Raw genomic sequence first — 19,264 nt, forward strand, 5'->3', positions numbered from 1 at the left:
AGTCCCGAGAAACAGAGAGTACGATCATTTATCTTCGGAGCCGATCAAACGATCGGCTGTGAACGCCGCGCGACCGCGTTTCAGCCATTGAATGACCGTGCGCTGCGGTTTGAAGTAGGCCTGGAGAATCGGGATTGCCAATTCCGGATCGGCCGTGCCGCACATGAAAATATCTACGGCCGCGAAGTCGTATTCCGGCCAACTATGGATACTCACATGCGATTCCGCCAGCACCGCCACACCCGACACGCCACCGGCGCCACCGAAATGATGTGTGTACACGTAGAGTAGCGAGGCGCCCGTGGCCTCCACACACTCGCGCAGCACCCGTTCGACCAGGTCGGGATCATCGAGCTGTCCGGCACCGATGAGGTCGACCAGCACGTGCGTACCAACAGCCCGCGGTCCCAGCACCGGTCCGGCGTCCAGTGCTGTCATTCACTCGCCTCCGCGGTCGGGCGCGACGGCATCACCAAGGGGTTGACCGAGAACCCACAGACGTCCCTGGTAGCCCGGTTCGCACCGGCAGCCACGATCACCGGCGTGACATCGTGCAGGCATCGGGGATCTTCGAATACCACCGTATCGACCGGCGACTCCAGTTCGAGCTTTCGATACACCGTGCCGTCCAGATCGGCGAAATGACTCCGGCCGCCTTCGACACCCCTCCGGTCGATCAGCGAGATCGATGTGAAAGCGTGTCCGTCGTGATGCATGCCCTCCGGGGCGGGGTACCCCGGCTTATCCGGGAAGGCCAGTATCCGCATCAGATGCACGCCTATTTCCCAATACCTGGCCGCACGCACTTTCGCTTCCGGAAGAACGGCGAGTACATCCCATATCAACTGGTCGAGGAACAGATTGCGCTTCGTATGATCGGACAGTGGCTCGAATTTCCGATCAACTCCCCCGGCATAGGAATTAACGGCGACATCCTGATAGAATGGGCGGTGATCCAGCTCATCGATTCGATGTTCCAATGTATCCGCGGCGAATAGACTGAACCGCCGCTGCCGGAACACATATTCGGTCTTCAGCCACCGGTCATCGACCAGGTCATCGAAATCTTTCGACAACTCGGCCAGACCTGCTGCCAGTTCTATCGAAAATTCGTCGACGGGGCGACCGGCCAGCATGACCACCGGATCGTCATCGAAGCGGTTCTCCGGCAATGCATCGAATAATACGGTACGGATTGGAGACGACACGATATTCCTCTTTTTCTCGACACCGACTTCTCTCGGTCGAAATTGAAATCACGGGATGTAGTCGAGGTAGGTTTCGAAATCCCATTCAGTTACTGTGGACAGAAATCGATCCCATTCATCCCTTTTGTGGGACGTGTAGACGCGATAGAGCTCCTCGGGCAGCGCCGATCGTACGACGTCATCATCATCGAGAGCCGCCAGCGCCTCGCCGAGACTCATGGGCAGACGACGACGGGAGGTCGGAGAATTGTCATAGGTATTCGCAGAGGTCGGCGGACCGGGATCCAGATCGCCGCGCAAACCATCATCGATCGCCGCCATCAGGCCCGCGGCCATCAGATATGGGTTGACCATCGAATCGGCCATGCGATATTCGATCCGGTCGGGCGCCGATATCCGAATCGCGCAGGTCCGGTTCTGATATCCCCACCCTGCCTCCACGGGAGCCCACAACCCGGTATCCCTGAGGCGACGATAAGAGTTTACCGTCGATGCTCCGAGCGCCGTCAGTGCGGGCAGATGCGCTACCAACCCACCGACCGCACGCCGACCGACATCGTTGAGCGACCGCAGGTTCGGGTCCGCCTCGCGGTCGACAGTCAACATATTGACGCCGCCAACGCAATGGTTGCGCACGCCTGCCATCGTCGTCTCGATATCGGTGGGAAGAACTTCTTGGTCCCCGTCACGCCACAGCGACAGATTGTGATGGCACCCCGACGCGGACAAGCCCGCGAAAGGCTTCGTCATGAAGCACGCGATCAGACCGAATTCTCGAGCCACCTGGCGACATATCTGACGATAAGTGATGAGTCTATCGGCATTGCGCAGTGCTGCATCGTAGCGAAAGTTCATCTCGAGCTGGCCCGGCGCATCCTCGTGATCGCCCTGAATCATATCCAGGCCCAACGCGTGCCCGTACCGCAGTACTCGCAGAATCACCTCACGGAGTTCCTCGAGCTGGTCCACGTGATAGCAGTACGGTTCGGTCACACCCATCAGTTCGCCGTTGGCGCCGCGACGCAGCCACATCATCTCCGGCTCGGTCCCCAGTCTCATGCTCATGCCGTGCCGATCGGTGAACTCGGCATCCAGTCGAGCCAGGTTTCCGCGACAATCCGTGGCCAGAGCAGCACCCGGAAGATCCACTTCCTCACGGTTCCGGAACAGACGTGCAAACACCCGCGCAACTCTCCCGTCCCATGGAAGCTGCGCGAATGTCTCCGGCTCCGGCAGAGCGATCAGTTCCGAAGCTTCCGGGCCGTAGCCGAGATAACGCCCTCGACGGTCGACGGAAACATTGGATATCGCACCGTACACCAGCTGAACACCTTTTTCGGCCAACTGCGCCCATTGCGTGGCAGGCATCCCCTTTCCGACTACACGACCGGTAACCGAAGAAAACTGCACATAGATGTACTGTATTTCCAACCTGTCGATCAGCTTGCGCACTTCATTTATCGCGTCATCCCGCCCCGGCTCATTCAGGAATGCGTCTATATCCAACGAACTTCCTCTCGTTCGCAAGTTGGCGTATTGCCCTGTACATACCGTCGACACCAGCGGCCGCACCGGCCTCGTCTCTGCAACCCGGCACCGAGCCGAGTCGGACTCCTCGCCCCCGTGCGAGATGACTATCGAACGGTAGAAAGTACGAGATCCCACCTGGATTCCAGGCTCCGACCGCCGAGAATGGCCACCCGGAGAATCAGCTGGTCACTTCTCATGTCAGCACTTCACTGAACAGCAGATTCATGAGCGTTGGTCGAGTAGGCGCGCCAAATGTTGCCAGTCACGGGAGCGTTGTCGAGCGAGTTCAGCGACCATATGGACACAGTGACTCGGCAGGTTTCGGGCGATAGTGTCGAAGTCGACGCTGTCCTCGAAGGGAATCTCCAGCCAGCGCAACAACCTCCGCCCTGTTTCATTGAAACGAAGCGAGGGGTCTCTATGCAGGCGCTGCAATATCTCCGCGGCGTCGATTCCGTGCACGGCCGACGGCTGCTGAGCGTTCCGGGCAGGCTGATGCACAGATTCGGGGACAGCAGTCGGGTTGGCACCCGACCTGCGAGGGGGCACTGGTTGCTCACCTGCCCGCAGTCGTTTGCGTACGTCCTTGGCCGTGGTTACGGAGATGCCCGCGGCCAGAGCCACCTCCGGCGCCGATGCGTTCGAGTCGGCGGCGAACAGTTCGGCAGCGCGCTCACGCCCCGCACGGTTGATCGACCGATGGAGTACACCGTTGCGTGCTATTCGCCCCGTCGACTGAGGAAATTCCTCGGTCGACGGGCCGCGGAGAGCAGCGACAGTCTTCGGGGAGATGCCGGCGATGGAAGCGATTACTCGGTCCGACCAGGCGGGATACGACGACAGTATACGTAGCGCGGCGGCCTTCCGATCGGCGAGCGACAGTGGCAGACCGTGCGCGGTATTCAGTTTTACCGCCAAAACGAACGCCTCTGCACGACTGCCTTCGAAAAGCACTGCCGCAATGATCTTTTCACCGCGCAACTGTGCTGCGCGCAGCCGATGCCACCCGTCGACGACCTGCATTGTTGCCCGATGGACGACAATCGCGGGGAGCGCGGTCGTCGACTCGGCAAGTATACGTATATGACTTGCGCTCACTCCTCCGGTTCGCGGTGGCGAATCCGGCGGCAACAGATCAGATATCGGAAGATTTATGATGTTTGAGCAGTACAGTCTTTCATGGGTCGAGCCCATTCCCGAAAGGGTCCCGTCGGCGGACGGAACTATGTTGGTAATACTTCCCATCGATTCCCCTTGGAGGAATTTCTCCGGCGACATCGAACCTTTCGCCGTTCATCGAAATACAACTCACAGAATCGGATTGCCCTACTCCAATTCACAAGAGCATCAGCCGCAGCTCGGACACAGCACAATATCAGCCGATGCGAGTCGAACATAGCAACAGCCCCTATCGAAGCGAAAAGCCCACCATTCCGGTGACCAACGGATTCGACCAAATCCGCTCGGCTCGACATTTCCAGTCGACCAAAAGCTTCTACCTGACCGATTCTGACCAATGTGAATAATTATCGCCACGCGCGACGAGCGCACTCAACCGTCGAAGCGAAATGTGATACAAGTCTCTTCTCAACTGAAACCATTGCAACTTGCATGTCAATGCTGTAACGTTTCAGTCTTGAACTGTGATGTCAGGCTTTCATCGCATTTCTGGGTCCGGAATGGCCGGAGCGACCCGGCGCCAAAATTTCGGAGTCTGCCCGAAATCGCCATGGCCGCTTCCGGCGGTCGCCCTCGAGGGGTTCCGAGGTTCAGTCGAGATTCGGGCGTGGCTTCCCGCCCTTGCGGGTGAGCGCAGCGAGGGCGGCGAGGTGAGCATGGTAGGCAGTGCGGCCCTCGGGGCTGAGGGCGAGCCAGGTTCTCGGTTTGCGGCCCACGTAGCCCTTGACGACATCGAGATATCCGGCGTTCTCCAGCGTGGTCATCGCTTTGGACAGAGTCGATTTGCTGAGGTCGCACACGTCGGCGACGACGAGGAACTCCGCTTCGGCGCAACCGTCGAGGAATGCCACGAGTTTCAGGCGCGGAAGGGAGGCGAATAGTTCGTTCACCGTTTCCACGGTCAGGTCCTCCGGGAGAGGATTCGTGGCCGAGCCTGCATGAACCAGATCCATCCGCTCAGGACGATGCTGGATGCTATCCGGATCCCTCCGTCCGAGCCGGAAACTGCGTGACCGGCGAGCGGCACCACCAGGATCACGACCAACATCCCCATGATCTGCTTCCACTCGACCATCGGGAGCGGGACGATGCCGCGGGCACGCTGGGTTCGGCGCTGCCGTTGCGCAAGCCTGAAATACATCCAGCCCAAACCGATTCCGCCGATCAGGATCATCCATCCGAACGGTCTTTCGATACCGTCGGCGACCAGCATGCAAAGCAGAAACGAAGCGAGCGCTCCCAACGCAGCGGTCACGACAGGCTCCCACCGAGGCAGCGCGGCAGCCTCGTGCGCCTGCCGTGTGGTAGCGGTAGCGATGTCCAGTGCCTGCTGTGGAGTCGGCGCTTCCTGCATGGACAGACCATATGCGAACTGGTTTCCAATTGGCAACCGGTTGCCGTCCCAACCGCCCATCAATTCACCGGTAGCCGACGTCTCAGGATCAACCGGCGTAGCCGGGACCAACACTGCGAGAACGGCCCGGCCACGATCAACGGCTGGGTTCGGCACCGGGCTTTCGCTGATCGGTAGCCCATGGCTTGTCGTATTCCGTTGGTAGGTTCCGGCTGTGGTGATCGATGTGGTCGGCGTGCAGGCACTACTGGCCGAAAACTCAGTGAAACGAGAGGATTGGCGGCGGCTCCGACTTGGAGCGACCGGTGCGCTCCTGGATGATCTGCGGGCGCGGGCCTGCGATGCCGAACCGGAAGTGCGACACCGAACTTGGGATACGCTGGAACAGATTGTCGCCGAGGAAGATCGGAACGACTTCTTCGGATTGCTGGTCGACGGTGTCGATGCGGAGCAGTTCCAACGGCTGCTCACCGATGTCGATCCCGAAATCCGGTGCCTTGCGCGGCGAACGAATCTGCTGCCCGACAATAAGATCCGTGCCGCCGAAGCGACGCTCGCGACGCTGGCGGACGATCGTTTCGACTATGCCTGGCCCGACTGCGTCGAGGCGCTAGCAGGCGATCGTTCGGTCCGGGCTGACGCAACACCCGGTGGGTCCGGTCGGCTACGTCGTCGGATATGCCTTGGCGCAGGAGCATCTGCGGCAGGGACACACGGTGATAGCGGAGTCGGTGAATCCTGTTGCCGTCACTCGTGATAGCTGGTTGGAGGTGGCGAAGAACGCCGGTGTTGCCGCGGTGGAAGTCGAGGTGGTCTGTTCGAGCGCGATCGAGCACCGCAGGCGTATCGCCTCGCGATCGGTCGATATCCCCGATCTGCCGCTCCCGCGCTGGCAGGACGTGCGCGATCGCGACTACGAGCCGTGGAGCCGAGACCGCATTGTCCTCGATACCGCGGGTGAGACCCCGGCTCAGTCGTTGCGGCGGCTGCTCGATCAACTCGAGGTCCCCTCGGCGACCTGATCCGACGGCTCAGCCGATCCGGCGTGGTTGGGTAGGCTCGAGGCAGGAGGGGTGTCGGATGCGTCGGATAATGCTGGGTTTGCTCGTGGCGGCGGTGCTGGTGGTAGCCGGTTGCTCGCGGGTGAACGGGAACGCGCGAGCACCGGAGGCGTTCGATCCATGCACACTGATCGATATCGGGAAGCTCCGAGCCGACGGCGTCCTGAAGTCCGATAGTCCCGGTCTCCGTAGGGATATCGATCCGGTCGATGGTCGCAGCGACTGGTGCCATGCGGGTTTCCGTGGCGGCGCGGCGGTGTCGGTGGGTGTCGTTGTGGGCAGGCCGTTCCCGAGTGTCGAGGCGCTGCTTCCGAGCTATCTCCAGCAACGCCACCAGATTTCGGTAGGACCGGACCGGGGCCTGATTGGTTCGAACTCGTCCGGAGACGGCCGCACCTTGGCACTGCAGCACGGCAATGTTCAGCTTCTGGTCACCAACCTCGTGTTGGGTGAGATCCCGGGCAAGAAGCTCGACGACGCCGGCATGGCCGCGGTGGCGCGAGAGGTGGTAGGCAAACTGCCGCAAGCTATTCCGGACGCGCCTCGCGATGTACCCGCGATCTGCGATCAGGTTCGAGGTGTTCCGACGATCATCGGTCCGGTGACTTTCGCGCGCGGGCGATCCGAAGCGGGCGCGACGTCGTGCGATTTCGTCGGTGAGACGAAACACCTGCTGCTCACGGTGTCATTCACGAAAATGGATAGCGCGTCGGTAGCCCGGTTCAAGACTGACAACGGTCCGGCACGGCTTTCCCTCATCCCCGACCCACTGTTTCCGGGCACCCTGTCCCGCGGATACCGCGATGGTTCCGGCCTCGCGCTGGAAACCATGGTCGACGAACGCATCCTCGTCTACACCAAGTACAAAACACTCTGCTACGACGACTGCCACAAGTACGGCGTGGTCAACCCCGGCAAGGCAATCGGCCCGGACGACAGCACCCTCATCGCCTCATCGATCGACCTGGCCCGCACTATGAAGTGAGTGGACGGCTTCGCCCACCTCGGACACGGCTTCCTGGCGATGGTGGTATCGCGGGGAGGCTGTGGTCGAAATGCGGTATCTCCATGTGATGCGTCGGAGCGAAGCGGTGAAAGGTAAGGCCTTGGCGTCGAGGCGAACTCGGTGGCTTGCGCTACCGGGGTTGGCCCTGGCGACTGTGCTGCTGGCCGGATGCGCCGGCTCGGCCGCACCCGCCCCGAAGGCGGTGGAGCACCCCGAAATCGAAGCACCGCTTGTCGGTTGGGACACCTACCGCCATCTGGATCGACTGCCGAATCTGCCGGGCGGGTCTCGGACGCTCGAGTTCTCCAGTTTCGATCGTTCCGGTGGCACGTACGAGGCCTACACCGGCAATCAGAATGGCAGCGGGGGATGTCTGAGCACCGGTGGCGCCGGATGTGTGATCGCCCAGGACGCGGGCGCGGGCGAGGTCTCCTCGATCTGGTTCACCAATGATGTCAACGGTGTTCGAGGTGATGTCTCGGCCATGGGGAATATTCGGATCGAGCTCGACGGTCGAACAGTGCTGAACGCCCCACTGCAGTCGGTGGTGGACGGCAGGCTCGGCGCACCGTTCGTGTTCCCGCTCGTAGCCAATGCCGGGCAGGCAGGAGGCGGCGTCTACATCAAAGTGCCGATGGCCTACCGCGATTCGATGCGCATCAGTGTCCAGGCGAAGCTGAAGTACTACCACGTCTACTATCGACATCTTCCGGATGCCACCGGCGTGCGGACTTTCGATCCGTCCGACCGCGCCGAAGACGTGGTGGCGAAACTCCAGGCGGCCGGAACCCGCGACCCCAAACCCGCGCTGCCCGGAACGCGCAACGACGCGCGCACCGTCGACATCCCTTCCGGTGCAACGGTTCCGATCGAGACGGTCACCGGATCGGGCAGTATTGTCGCGCTGCGGTTGCGACTTCCGGTCGATAGCGACGAGGTCAGGTCCGGGCTGCGGCTGCGGATCTCCTTCGATGGGCACGAGACCGTGAATGCGCCGGTCGGTGAATTCTTCGGGTCCGGATTGGGCTCCGCGTCGGTGCGGTCGTTGCTGTTCGCCGCCGATCCGAACGGGTGGATGTCGAGTTGGTGGCCGATGCCGTATGGACACGACGCGCAGGTCGGCCTCGTCAACACCACGAAGAATCCGATCGTGGGGATCCAGAGCGAGGTCGCCTACGCACCGGATCCGCAATGGGCCAAGGCACTCGACAAACGGAGCGTGGGCTACTTCAGCACCGTCTCCGAATCCGCGCCGACGGTATCGGGCAAGGATTGGATATTCGCCGACCGGCCGGGGCAAGGCAAGATCGTCGGCGTCAATGCGACCATGCGCGGCAGCCGAACTCCGACGTCGTTCTCGCCCACGGCTCCCACCTTCCTCGAAGGCGCCGAACGCGTTTACCTCGACGGATTGCGGTCACCGCAGCTGTATGGCACCGGGACCGAGGATTTCTACGAAGGCGGCTGGTACTACCTCGGGCATATCGAGTGGTATCCCGACAACAAATCCGAACCCGACCACTTCCCAATCGGCGGAACCGATTACAGCGCGCCGTTCACGGGGATGCCTGCCCACCGCCTGGCCGGTCCCGGTTGCCAGGACTACTGCCTGTCCACCTATCGGGTGCTGCCTGCCGATGCCATCGGCTACCGGTCCGGGATTCGGTTCGGAATGGAACACGGCAAACGCGACCTCATCGACGCGCACTACAGTTCCACCACCTTCCTGTACACCCTGCCCGAAGCCGCGTTCAACGGCAACGACCGGGTAGACCTCGCCGATCCGGCCAGCCGTAGCCTGCATGCCTACTCTGATCCCGGTAGCAGCCAGTACCACCTGGTCAGCCAGTACGAGGGAACCGAAGACGCGGTCGCGGTGCCCGGCACGGTGGAGGTGGGCGGCGGACCGGTCACCTTCCGGCTTCGGATACCTCCCGACAATCACGGAGTGATGTTGCGCCGCATCTCGGATCAGATCGCGAGCAACCAATCCGCCCTGGTGCTCGTGGACGACAAACCCGCCGGAACCTGGTTGCAGGCCCGCGGCAACGATATCCACCGCTGGCTCGAAGATGCCTACCTGCTGCCCGAGTCGACCACCGCGGGCAAAGCCGAGATCACGGTGACACTCGTGCCCACGCCGGGCGCGCCGCCGTGGACGGCCACGCAGTATTCGGCGGACGCACTGGCGGGATAGCGCGGTCCGCCACGAATTGCGTTACCAGAGGCGATATAAGGAGGTCAGGAGGATCGCTGCGCCTGCGCGGCATGGTGCCGGCGGATTCGCCAGTCGTCCTCGACATGCCGGCTCACCAGCGACAGGTTCAGCCGGCGCGACTCGCCTGTGGGCGAGGTGAATTCGGCGTCCGCGAAAGCGCTCACCGTTTCCTCGCCCAGTCGGATCGCGTGCCGCACCTTCGCGATGACCGTCGAGCCGTTTGCGGCATTGTCGTGGTACGCGCGGATTTCGGCGGGACCGACTCGCAGACCAACGCGATCGGCACTCCCTCGCGCGCGAATCGCCGTGCGACAGCCAGACCGATTCCCGGTCCGGCTCCGATGGTTACTGCTCCCGCCATCAACGACTCCTTCGGCCTGTCTTGCGCGGCACGAAGGAAGGTTAAAGCCTCACATCGGCGTGAGGGTCAGGCCTTGTGCGGGAGAGCACTGTGCGAATCGGTGCCCCGGCACGCCGAATGACCTCACCGCCCATCTGCGACCAGACACGCACAGGATATGCGTCTAAGTGCGCATGGAGTACCGTCTATCTGCGCACAGAACTTGCGGCCCAGTGTGCACGACCGTACCGTCCATCTGCGCACAGAAGGGGGCTATGTATGACCAAGAACGCAGGTGTGCCCGGCAGTTCGCATTCACGGCTCCTAGCCAGGAAAGTGCAGGTCATGGCCGCAGAAGCGCTCACGGACACTCGGGTGGTCACGCTCAATGGCGCGCGGCAGTCGGGCAAGAGCACGCTGGCCGCACTCTGGCGCGCAACACCTTGAGCACGAGCCTGTCACCCTGCGGAGTTGACGGTTCACCGAGGCGGGTCGACGCGCACCAGCCCGGACTGGAAGGCGATCACCACGAGTTGGGTGCGGTTCTGCGCACCGACTTTCGTCATGGCTCGCTGGACGTGGGTGCGAATGGTCAAGGGGCTCAGGTACATTCGTTCGGCGATCTCCTCATTGGAGAGGCCCTCGGCGACCCTGGTGACGACTTCCCGTTCGCGCGCGGTGAGGACTTCGAGGGAGTCGGCCGCGGCGAAACGGGTTTCGGGGCGGGCGAGATAGCGGGCGATCAGGCTGCGGGTGGCGGTGGGCGAGAGCAGGGCGTCACCGGCGGCGACGGCGCGAATGGATCGCAGAAGTTCTTCGGGGCGAACGTCTTTGCCGAGAAATCCGCTGGCGCCCGCGCGTAGTGCCTGTGCCACATACTCATCCAGTTCGAAGGTGGTCAGGATGAGTACGCGGGTCTCGCGCAGCGCCGGGTCGGCGCAGATCTCCTTGGTCGCGGCCAGGCCGTCGACGCCGGGCATGCGGATATCCATGACCACCACGTCGGGGGTGGTGCTGCGCGCCAATTCGATGGCTTCGCGCCCGTCTCCGGCGATGCCGACCACCGTCATGTCCTCGGCCGAATCGATCAGCAGTCGGAAGGTTCCGGCCAGCAGGGCTTGATCGTCGGCCAGCAGTATCCGGATGGTCATCGCGCCGTGTCCTCGTGGTCTGGGGTTTTCGATGGCTCGAGCGGTAGTTCGGTGGTGACTTCGAAGCCGCCTTCGGGCTTGTGTCCGGCGCGCAGTCGACCGCCGACGGAGACCGCTCGTTCGCTCATGCCGATCAGGCCGTAGCCCTGGATACTCGAATCCTGTTCGCCCCGCGATGGTTTGCCACCGTCGTCGGTCACGCTGACGGTCAGGAGTCGTCGGGAGTAGATCAGTCGCACCGTCACCGCCGCGGTGTGCGCGTGTTTGGTGACGTTGGTGAGTGCCTCCTGGATGATCCGGTATGCCGTCAGGTCCACGCCGGGTGCGAGCGCGCGCGGCGCACCGGTGATCGATAGCGACAGGGTCAGACCCGCCCGCTCGAAAGAGGTGAGTAGTTCGGGCAATTGGCCCAGGCCGGGGGGCGGCTCCAGCGGGGCGTCGCAATCGTCCGCGCGCAGCAGTCCGACGGTGGCCTTGAGTTCGCGCAGCGCCGAGGAGGTGGTGTCGGAGAGTTGGTCGAGCATCTCCTGCGCCCGATCGGGTCGACTGCGCAAAAGGTATGCGGCAGCGGAGGCTTGCGCGTGCGCGAGGGCCATGCTGTGCGCGACGATGTCGTGCAACTCCCGCGCGATCCGCAGCCGCTCCTCGGTGACCCGCGCTCGGGCCTCCTCCTCGCGGGTGCGTTCGGCCAACTCCGCTCGGGCGCGCAGCGCGGCGAGATAGTCGCGCCTGATGCGTCCGGCTTCGGCGAACGCACCCGCCACCAGCACACCCGCGATCAAGGTGATGCGTCCGGCGGTCAGCATCGGATGGAATTGCTGAACGAGCGAGGTGACCAGCAGTGCGCCACCGGCGAGGATCGGCGCGAACTTCGCGATGCACAGTCTCGGCGACCACAGTCCGAGGGAGTACATCGCGACGAAGGCCGCACCGGCGGTGAAGGCGGAGACCTCGAAACCCAATGCGCCGACGCCGATTCCGCAGCAGGTGGTGACCGCGAGCACCATGCGCGGATACTGCCGCCGAAACAGCAGCGTGAGCGAGGCCAGCGCCGAGACCCCGAAAACCTCGAGCGAGGCGGGCAGCGCCGCCACGGGTGCGTGCCCGGCCGCGCCGTCGACCACCTTGCTCGCGTAGGTGGCCAACGCGCACAGCAGAACGGCGATGACGACATCGATGGCCGGAGCGTATCGACGCGTCCACTGCGACCATTCGACGGTCATCGGCGTTCCTCCTCGTAGAGAACCCTAGTCGGCGGCACCGGCGGGCCTGCTGCCTTGGATAACCCGCCGGTGCGTTGCGCTTTCAGACGCGGTCGGATTCGAGCCCCCGCACCGGTTCGGCAGCCTCGACGGGATTCAGACCCGCACCCTCCACGTCCACATTCGGCAGGACCTTCCCCAGCCACTGCGGCAGCCACCACGCCCTGTCGCCGAGCAAGGCGAGCGCGGCGGGCACCAGGGCCATGCGGACGACGACGGCATCGAAGAAGACCGCTGCCGCGAGCCCGAGACCCATCATCTTGATCATCGGGTCGCTGCCGCCGACGAATCCGGCGAAGACCGCGATCATGATCGCCGCCGCGGCGAGCACCACCCGGCCGCTGTGCCGGAATCCGGCGACGATGGCGTCGTTCGGGCTCGCACCGTGGGCGAACGCTTCACGGATGCGGGTGACCAGGAAGACCTCGTAGTCCATGGCGAGTCCGAACACCACGCCGATCAGGAAGATCGGCATCATGCTGATGACGGGTCCGGTCTGCTGGACGCCGATGATCTCGGCCAACCAGCCCCACTGGAATACCGCGACGATAAACCCGAAGGTCGCGCCGATCGACAGTAGAAAGCCCAGCGCCGCCTTGATCGGCACCGCGATCGAACGGAAGACGATCATCAGCAACAGGATCGCCAGTCCGACCACCACCGCGAGGTAGGCAGGCACGGTATCGGCCATCTTCTGCGAGATATCGATATTCATGGCGGTCGCACCGGTGACCAGCATGGTCGCGCCGAGGGTCGACTTCAGATCACCCGCCTTGCCGCGCAGGGCGTGCACGAGATCCTTGGTCTCGGTGGTCGAGGGTCCTGTGGCAGGCACGACATTCAATACCGCGGTGTCATCGGCCTGGTTGAACATGGCGGGCGAGACCGAGACAACGCCCGCGGTCCCGGTGAGGGTTTTACTGACCTGCTCCACCGCGCCCTTCGGATCACGCACTCCCCGCACATCCACCGCCACGGTGAGCGGTCCATTGAAGCCGGGACCGAAGCCGTTGACGAGCGCGTCGTAGGCGCGACGCTGGGTTGTCGAGGTCGACTGGAATTCGTCGCCGGGCATGCCGAGTTCGAGGCTGCGCACCGGTACGGACAGGACGCTCATACCGACGAGGCCGATCAAGAGCACCGTCAGCGGGCGGGCGACGACGAACTGCGCCCAGCGGGTGGCCGCACCGGGCTTGTCCTGAGTCGCGTTCTTGCGGGCGGCTTTTCTGTTGCGGAGCGCTCGCGGCAGCACCGCTCGTCCGAAGAATCCGAGCAGCGCGGGCAGCAGCGTCAAGGCGATCGCGACCGCGACCGCGACGGTGCCCGCGGCCGCCAGTCCCATCTTGGTAAGGATCGGGATATCGATCACCGCAAGTCCGGCCAACGCGATGATCACGGTGAGACCCGCGAAAACCACTGCGGATCCGGCGGTTCCAGCGGCCCGGCCCGCCGCCTCCTCGGCGCTGAATCCCTCCATACGTTCGGCCCGATAGCGGGAGACGACGAACAGCGCGTAGTCGATGCCGACCGCGAGGCCGAGCATCATGGCGAGAGTCGTTGTGGTGGCCGACATTCCGATCGCCACAATGGCGCCGATACCGACGCCGAGCCCCACCAGCGCGGTGAGCAGCGGCAGTCCGGCGGCGGCGAGCCCACCGAAGGTGATCACGAGGACGACGGCCGCCAGGATGATGGAGATGGCCTCGCTGACCGCGTTCATTTCCGGTTCGGCCAGCAGCGCGGACCCGCCGACCTCCACGGTGATCCCTGCGGCCTTGCCGCTGGTCTCTGCGGCCTTCAACGCGTCTTTGCTGGCATCGGTCAGTTTGTCACTGGTGACCTTGTAGCTGACGGTCGCATAGGCGGTGGCGCCGTTCTTGCTGACCGAGCTGGTCTCGAACGGATCGCTCGCCCCCGCCACCTGCGTTCCGCCCGCCACCTCGGCCAGGATCTTCTTGACGGAGGTCTTGTTCGCTTCGGAAACGATCTGCCCCTCCGGTGCCAGGAAGACGATCCGTGCCTCCGCGCCATCGGATTTGGTGCCGGGGAAACGTTCGCCGAGTAGGTCGAATGCCCGCTGGGATTCGGTTCCCGGTATGGAAAACGCATCCGGCGGTGGCGAGGACGCCGTCCCCGCCCCGACTGCCAGCGCGGCCAGCACCCCCAGCCACAGCAGCACCACCAACCGCCGCTTCTCGAACGCGAACCGGCCGAGCCGGTACAGGAATTTCGCCATGCGGTCATGGTCGCGGGGCGAGTCTGTAGTCGGCATCGTGCAAACGCAGGCCGTTGCGGGTAGTGCGAACGCAGTACCCGCAAGCCACTGTTGACGTAATAATTACGTCAACCTAGGGTTTTGTTGTGCTGATCCCGACGCCGAAACTGACAGCGTCCGACAGTCACGTCCTCGCCGACGTGGATCGGATGCGCGCCGAGCTGCGGTTCGAATTGCAGAGCAAGCCGGGGAAGTGGGCAGGAGGGCTCCGTAAATTCCTGACTGCGGACGCCGTAGCCGCGTCGAACTCCATTGAAGGATTCAGAGTCTCAACCGTCGACGTCGAGGATTTGATCGCCGGCGAGCGAGACGTCGAAGTCTCTGAGGAGAACAAAGCCGAGACCCTCGCATACCAGCAGATGATGTCCTATATCCAATCGCTGCACGACGTCGATGACTTCGTCTACAGCCAAGGTTTCATCAATGCGCTGCACTGGATGCTGCAAGGGCACCGCCATACCGAGAGTCGCCCGGCGGGACAGTGGCGGCGTGGTCCGGTGTATGTGACCGATGCTAGCGATCCACGGGTTGCCGCCTACGCCGCGCCCGGCGCAGACGAAGTACCGGCATTGATGGCGCAACTCGTTGATTGGCTCAATGCCGATGACGACGCACACCCGCTCGTGCAGGCAGCGATGGCGCACCTGAATTTGGTATCCATCCACCCGTGGGCCGATGGAAACGGGCGGATGTCGCGGTCGTTGCAGACGCTGATGATCGCGCGGGAAGGTGTTCTCGCGCCGGAGTTCTCGTCCATCGAAGCGTGGCTTGGACGGAGTCGCAATACGTGGGAGTACTACCAGGTGCTCGGCCGTCGGGGCAACACATATCGTCCCGATCAGGATGCGGCCGAGTGGATTCGGTTCTCCTTGACCGCGTATCACCAGCAAGCGCAAACCGTCCACGCCCGTTGGGTTCAGTCCGGCAGGGCGTGGGCAATGCTCGAGAAGTTTGCCGCGGGTATGCGTTTGGACGAAAGAGTCGTCAGCGCATTGCATGATGTCGCGATGTCGGGCCGGGTTCGGCGGACCCGCTACGAGCAGGCCGAGGGGCTGAGTTTGCAACAGGCACAGCGTGATCTGCGGGACCTCGTCGCGGCGGGGGTGCTGGAGCCCGTCGGCCGGACCCGAGCTCGGTTCTACACCAAAGGATCCGGCTACCCGCTGGACGTGTTGGAGGTCGCGGAGACTCCGACCACTCTCGAAGATCCGTACCGGCGGCACTGACTCCGTGGCGGTTGCGGTCAGTCCCAGACGCCGCTTTCCACGACCCAGATGCCGTGGTCGCCGTGGGTTGCGGGTTGGGTGAGGTGGAGGGTGACCTTGCTGCCGTCTTGGTTGGTGACGAAGACGATCATTGGTGCGCCGGTGCTGGTTTGCACGTTGGTCCAGTCGAATCGGGCCTGTACGAAGAACTTTGCGACTTGGACTCGGTCGAGGCGCCAGGGCTGGTGGCCGTTGTCGACGGATTTTTGTAGGTCGGCGGCCTGTTGGAGGGTGAGTCCTTCGCCGGGGATGGTGGTGCCGGGGGTCGGGTGGTTCGGGGGTTGCGGTGCGGCGGTGGTGGTTGGCGGTGCGGGTTGCGAGGTGGTGATCGGTGGCGCCTGGGTTGTTTGATCATCGGAGGGCGGCACGATAGCGGGCGGCGGCACAACTACTGGTGGCGGTGCGATGACCGGTGGCGGTGCGGAGATGGCGGAGCCGGGGGCCGAGGAAGATGAGCCGGGGGCCGAGGTGGACGACGAGGTCGAGCAGCCGCCGACCATCGCGGCACCGGTGAGCGTGCCGAGCAGTATCACCCCCACTCGCCGCGCGAACCTGCCGAGAACGGGTGAATTGGTGTGGCGCATGGGTTCCCCAGTGTCTGTCCTGCGATCCGAATGGATCACTGTTCTGAGTTCGCGCCGGGCGGAGCGCGGCGTTAACACCGAGATCTGGCCGTATGTTCTGTGGCGCCTATGGTTTGGCCGAAGAGGCGATCGGTAGGTCCGGCACCCCCGCGTAGTCGGGCAGTTCGATGCCGTTGATCGCGCGCTCGATCAGCTCGCCGAACCATTCGCCTGCGAAATCGGGGCTCGGCTCGGCGTCCGGGCCGGGGATTTCGCGACTGCGGGCGTTCAATCGGCCGATCTCCTGATTGGCTTCGACGATCGACCGCATCCGCGCCTCGTAGCGAGCGAACCCGATCTCCGGATCCCATCCGGCGGCGGCCAGCTCACCGGCCAGTACATAGGCGCCGATCAGGGCCAGCCCGGTGCCCTGCCCGGACATCGGGGACGAGCTGAATGCCGCATCCCCCAATAGCCCGACTCGTCCATTCGACCAGCGTTCCATCACTACTTGGGCGACCTGGTCGAGATAGAAGTCCGGAGTGTCGTCGAGATGCGCGAGGATGCCGGGGGTCAACCAGCCGAGGCCCGCCATCCGCTCGCGCAGCAGGATCTTCTGGGCCGCGATGTCGCGGTAGTCGATGTCGAAGTCGGCCGCGGCGAAGTAGAACATGGCCATCGCGCGGGTGGCGTCCTGGATCGGGCGCAGCAGGGCCGAGCGTCCGGTTTCCTGGTATTCGAGCAGCCAGCGGTCCAGTCCGAATTCGTTGGGCACACTGTAGAAGGCCAGCACGTGCCCGAGGTGGTGCAGGAATCGCTCGTGCGGTCCGAAGACCAGCGCCCGCAGCGCCGAGTGCAGTCCGTCCGCGCCGATGACCAGGTCGAAGCGCCGTCGATCGCCGCTGGCGAAACCCACGTCGACGCCGCCCGCGTCCTGGGTGAGTTCGGTGATCCGGTCACCGAAGAGGTACTCGACACTGTCGCGGGTGTCGTCGTAGAGCACACGGGACAGGTCCCCGCGCAGGATCTCGATCTCCGAGATGAACCCGTCGCCACCGTCATCGTCGACGCGGAAGGTTTCCAGGACGTTGCCGTCCGCGTCCACGGTGTGCGCGCCTGCGGTCTCGGTGCAGGCCGCGCGCACGGCCGCGTCCAGTCCCATGCGTCGGATGACCTCCTTGGCCACTCCGCGCGCGTCCACCGCCTGGCCGCCGGGCCGCAGCTCGGGGGCTCGTTCCACCACGGTCACTTCGGCTCCCCGCCGACGCAGCCAGTGGGCCAGCGCAGGCCCCGCGATACTGGCTCCCGCCACCAACACCCTGGTGCCGCTCATTTCTTGCTCCTGCCGCTGTCGGTGTATCCAGAGATTTCGACGCCTGCTCCGCCCGGAATTCATCGGCGCGGCCGGGATCGTGTCCCGCTCAGCTGAGCGTAGCGAGCACGTTCTCCAGTGCCTTGCGCATGTCCTCGGCCTCGATTCGCATCAATGTGTCCTCGTGGATCGAGGGATTCGTCCATCGCCAAGCGATTTTCCCGTTCCTCCTCGACGCGCGGCTTGACATCCGAGCACCCAACCCGGATAGTTCGGTGACGAATAATTCGATAACGAACCATTTGGGACACCGGCGGGAGTTCAAGGATGTCGATCAGCAAGAAGAACCGGGTCGGGCGTTGGGGGCGGACGTTGCTCACCGGCGCGATGGTGGCGGCCATCCTCGGGACGACGGCGCAGACCGCGACCGCGGCGGCGCCGGGACAGGTGATCTCGGTGACCGCCCAGGCGGAGGGGTTCCACGGGTCGCCGGGCGGTTCGGTGATCGAGTACTGGACCACCGACTCGCATGGTTCGCCGGTGCGGGCCAGCGGGGCCATGCTGCTCCCCTCCGGGCCGAGTCCCGTTGGCGGCCTGCCGATTCTGGCTTTCGATCACGGCACCACCGGACTCGGCGCGGGCTGCGGCAGTCAGGCCGATCCGCAGCCGTGGTTGTCGCCGGACTATCGCAGGCGCGAAGACGAGCTGATGCGCTACTTCGTCTCGAGAGGGTTCGCGGTCCTCGCACCCGACTATGTCGGCCTGGGGCGATTCGATACCGGCCCGCATCCCTACCTGGAACTGAGAACCGAGGCCACCGCCACGATCGACCTGGTCCGCGCGGCACGGGCAGGCAATCCCGAACTGTCCCGCACCTGGGCGGTCGCGGGCGGCTCGCAAGGCGGGCACGCGGCATTGGGCACGACATATCTACAGCGGAGCGCCGCGCCCGATCTCGACTTCCGCGGCACCATCGCCATCGACCCCGCCTCCGATATCGAGAAGGTGCTGGCCGCGGCCGGACCCGGATTCGATCTTCCCGGAGCCACCGGATTCGTCGCGATGATCCTCGAAGGGCTCCGCACCACCCGTCCCGATGCCGATATCGACAGCTATCTGAGCCCCACCGGCCGGGCCGTCGTCGCGGATATCGCGACCCGCTGCGAGGACGACATTCGCGACCGCGTCCATGGACTGAAGGTCGGCGACCTGCTGTCGCGGCCCTTGTCCGACGAGCACATCAAATCCGTCCTCAGCGACTATCTGACGGTGCCGACCAGCGGCTACCGCACACCAATCCTGCTGCTGATCAACGCGACCGACACGGTTGTGCCCTCGCCGCTGCATGCCGCCCTGGCGGCCCAACTCACCGCGAGCGGCACCGACCTGCAGGTTGTCACCGGAACCGGCACCCACACCGAACTCGGTCCACAGATGTCGAGCGCACTGGATGGTTTCGTGACACAGCTCCTCGCGAAGCCCGCCATGCCATAGGCCCGCCGCGGCTCCGACTTGATCGTTCGACAATTATCGCACTATC

19 protein-coding genes are annotated in these 19,264 nt (G+C 63.9%); 7 read left to right on the forward strand and 12 right to left on the reverse strand.

What is annotated here, in order from left to right:
• Positions 1-24 precede the first annotated feature (24 nt).
• The 6 genes from speD to D5S18_RS02115 all read right to left on the reverse strand — a co-directional run bounded on the left by speD (position 25) and on the right by D5S18_RS02115 (position 5,271).
• A complete protein-coding gene (gene speD, locus D5S18_RS02090) occupies positions 25-438 on the reverse strand; it encodes an adenosylmethionine decarboxylase (protein WP_120037413.1) in 414 nt (137 codons plus the stop codon).
• Complete coding sequence (locus D5S18_RS02095) at positions 435-1,208, reverse strand: 2OG-Fe dioxygenase family protein (RefSeq protein WP_147403817.1); 774 nt, start codon at positions 1,206-1,208, stop codon at positions 435-437. Before D5S18_RS02095 ends, speD begins: the two co-directional genes overlap by 4 nt.
• A gap of 48 nt (positions 1,209-1,256) precedes the next feature.
• The gene (locus D5S18_RS02100; RefSeq protein ID WP_120037417.1) at positions 1,257-2,714 is read right to left on the reverse strand and encodes a glutamine synthetase family protein; all 1,458 of its coding nucleotides are present in this window, start codon (positions 2,712-2,714) and stop codon (positions 1,257-1,259) included.
• Between the two features lie 246 nt (positions 2,715-2,960).
• On the reverse strand, positions 2,961-3,761 hold the full coding sequence (locus D5S18_RS02105; RefSeq protein WP_500797130.1) for a transcriptional regulator: 801 nt from the start codon (positions 3,759-3,761) through the stop codon (positions 2,961-2,963).
• A 746-nt stretch (positions 3,762-4,507) separates the two neighbouring features.
• Complete coding sequence (locus D5S18_RS02110; RefSeq protein WP_203236541.1) at positions 4,508-4,807, reverse strand: transcriptional regulator; 300 nt, start codon at positions 4,805-4,807, stop codon at positions 4,508-4,510.
• An 11-nt stretch (positions 4,808-4,818) separates the two neighbouring features.
• Complete coding sequence (locus tag D5S18_RS02115; protein WP_120037424.1) at positions 4,819-5,271, reverse strand: hypothetical protein; 453 nt, start codon at positions 5,269-5,271, stop codon at positions 4,819-4,821.
• Between the two features lie 214 nt (positions 5,272-5,485).
• Between D5S18_RS02115 and D5S18_RS35210 the strand changes: the two genes are divergently transcribed.
• From D5S18_RS35210 to D5S18_RS02135, 4 genes are all read left to right on the forward strand, one after another.
• On the forward strand, positions 5,486-6,028 hold the full coding sequence (locus D5S18_RS35210) for a hypothetical protein (protein ID WP_203236542.1): 543 nt from the start codon (positions 5,486-5,488) through the stop codon (positions 6,026-6,028).
• A 13-nt stretch (positions 6,029-6,041) separates the two neighbouring features.
• Positions 6,042-6,293, forward strand: a complete 252-nt coding sequence (locus D5S18_RS35215; protein ID WP_203236543.1) for a hypothetical protein — start codon at positions 6,042-6,044, stop codon at positions 6,291-6,293.
• A 301-nt stretch (positions 6,294-6,594) separates the two neighbouring features.
• The gene (locus D5S18_RS02130; RefSeq protein WP_158607771.1) at positions 6,595-7,317 is read left to right on the forward strand and encodes a hypothetical protein; all 723 of its coding nucleotides are present in this window, start codon (positions 6,595-6,597) and stop codon (positions 7,315-7,317) included.
• An 88-nt stretch (positions 7,318-7,405) separates the two neighbouring features.
• Positions 7,406-9,535, forward strand: a complete 2,130-nt coding sequence (locus tag D5S18_RS02135) for a glycoside hydrolase family 172 protein (RefSeq protein ID WP_120037911.1) — start codon at positions 7,406-7,408, stop codon at positions 9,533-9,535.
• A 44-nt stretch (positions 9,536-9,579) separates the two neighbouring features.
• On the opposite strand, the gene D5S18_RS34705 is transcribed toward D5S18_RS02135, so the two are convergent.
• Positions 9,580-9,753, reverse strand: coding sequence for a hypothetical protein (locus D5S18_RS34705; protein ID WP_162500965.1), 174 nt, complete (start codon positions 9,751-9,753; stop codon positions 9,580-9,582).
• A 422-nt stretch (positions 9,754-10,175) separates the two neighbouring features.
• Between D5S18_RS34705 and D5S18_RS34710 the strand changes: the two genes are divergently transcribed.
• Positions 10,176-10,343: a hypothetical protein gene (locus D5S18_RS34710; RefSeq protein ID WP_158607773.1), complete on the forward strand. Its 168-nt coding sequence runs from the start codon at positions 10,176-10,178 to the stop codon at positions 10,341-10,343.
• A gap of 32 nt (positions 10,344-10,375) precedes the next feature.
• Here the strand turns inward: D5S18_RS34710 and D5S18_RS02145 are convergent, their stop codons facing one another.
• The 3 genes from D5S18_RS02145 to D5S18_RS02155 all read right to left on the reverse strand — a co-directional run bounded on the left by D5S18_RS02145 (position 10,376) and on the right by D5S18_RS02155 (position 14,545).
• Entirely contained in the window at positions 10,376-11,047 is a 672-nt protein-coding gene (locus tag D5S18_RS02145; RefSeq protein ID WP_120037430.1) for a response regulator, read from the reverse strand.
• Complete coding sequence (locus tag D5S18_RS02150; RefSeq protein ID WP_120037432.1) at positions 11,044-12,270, reverse strand: sensor histidine kinase; 1,227 nt, start codon at positions 12,268-12,270, stop codon at positions 11,044-11,046. Before D5S18_RS02150 ends, D5S18_RS02145 begins: the two co-directional genes overlap by 4 nt.
• Positions 12,271-12,352: 82 nt before the next feature.
• The gene (locus D5S18_RS02155; protein WP_120037434.1) at positions 12,353-14,545 is read right to left on the reverse strand and encodes an MMPL family transporter; all 2,193 of its coding nucleotides are present in this window, start codon (positions 14,543-14,545) and stop codon (positions 12,353-12,355) included.
• A gap of 125 nt (positions 14,546-14,670) precedes the next feature.
• Here D5S18_RS02155 and D5S18_RS02160 point away from each other — a divergent pair, with 125 nt between their 5' ends.
• The gene (locus D5S18_RS02160; RefSeq protein ID WP_120037436.1) at positions 14,671-15,810 is read left to right on the forward strand and encodes a Fic family protein; all 1,140 of its coding nucleotides are present in this window, start codon (positions 14,671-14,673) and stop codon (positions 15,808-15,810) included.
• Positions 15,811-15,827: 17 nt separating this feature from the next.
• On the opposite strand, the gene D5S18_RS02165 is transcribed toward D5S18_RS02160, so the two are convergent.
• Both D5S18_RS02165 and D5S18_RS02170 read right to left on the reverse strand, forming a co-directional pair.
• On the reverse strand, positions 15,828-16,388 hold the full coding sequence (locus tag D5S18_RS02165; protein WP_147403820.1) for a hypothetical protein: 561 nt from the start codon (positions 16,386-16,388) through the stop codon (positions 15,828-15,830).
• Positions 16,389-16,539: 151 nt separating this feature from the next.
• Entirely contained in the window at positions 16,540-17,745 is a 1,206-nt protein-coding gene (locus D5S18_RS02170) for an FAD-dependent monooxygenase (RefSeq protein ID WP_120037440.1), read from the reverse strand.
• A gap of 306 nt (positions 17,746-18,051) precedes the next feature.
• Between D5S18_RS02170 and D5S18_RS02175 the strand changes: the two genes are divergently transcribed.
• Positions 18,052-19,218, forward strand: a complete 1,167-nt coding sequence (locus D5S18_RS02175; RefSeq protein ID WP_120037442.1) for an alpha/beta fold hydrolase — start codon at positions 18,052-18,054, stop codon at positions 19,216-19,218.
• Positions 19,219-19,264: the final 46 nt, after the last annotated feature.

The sequence above is a fragment of the Nocardia panacis genome (genome assembly GCF_003598715.1).
Classification (GTDB): Bacteria; Actinomycetota; Actinomycetes; order Mycobacteriales; family Mycobacteriaceae; genus Nocardia; species Nocardia panacis.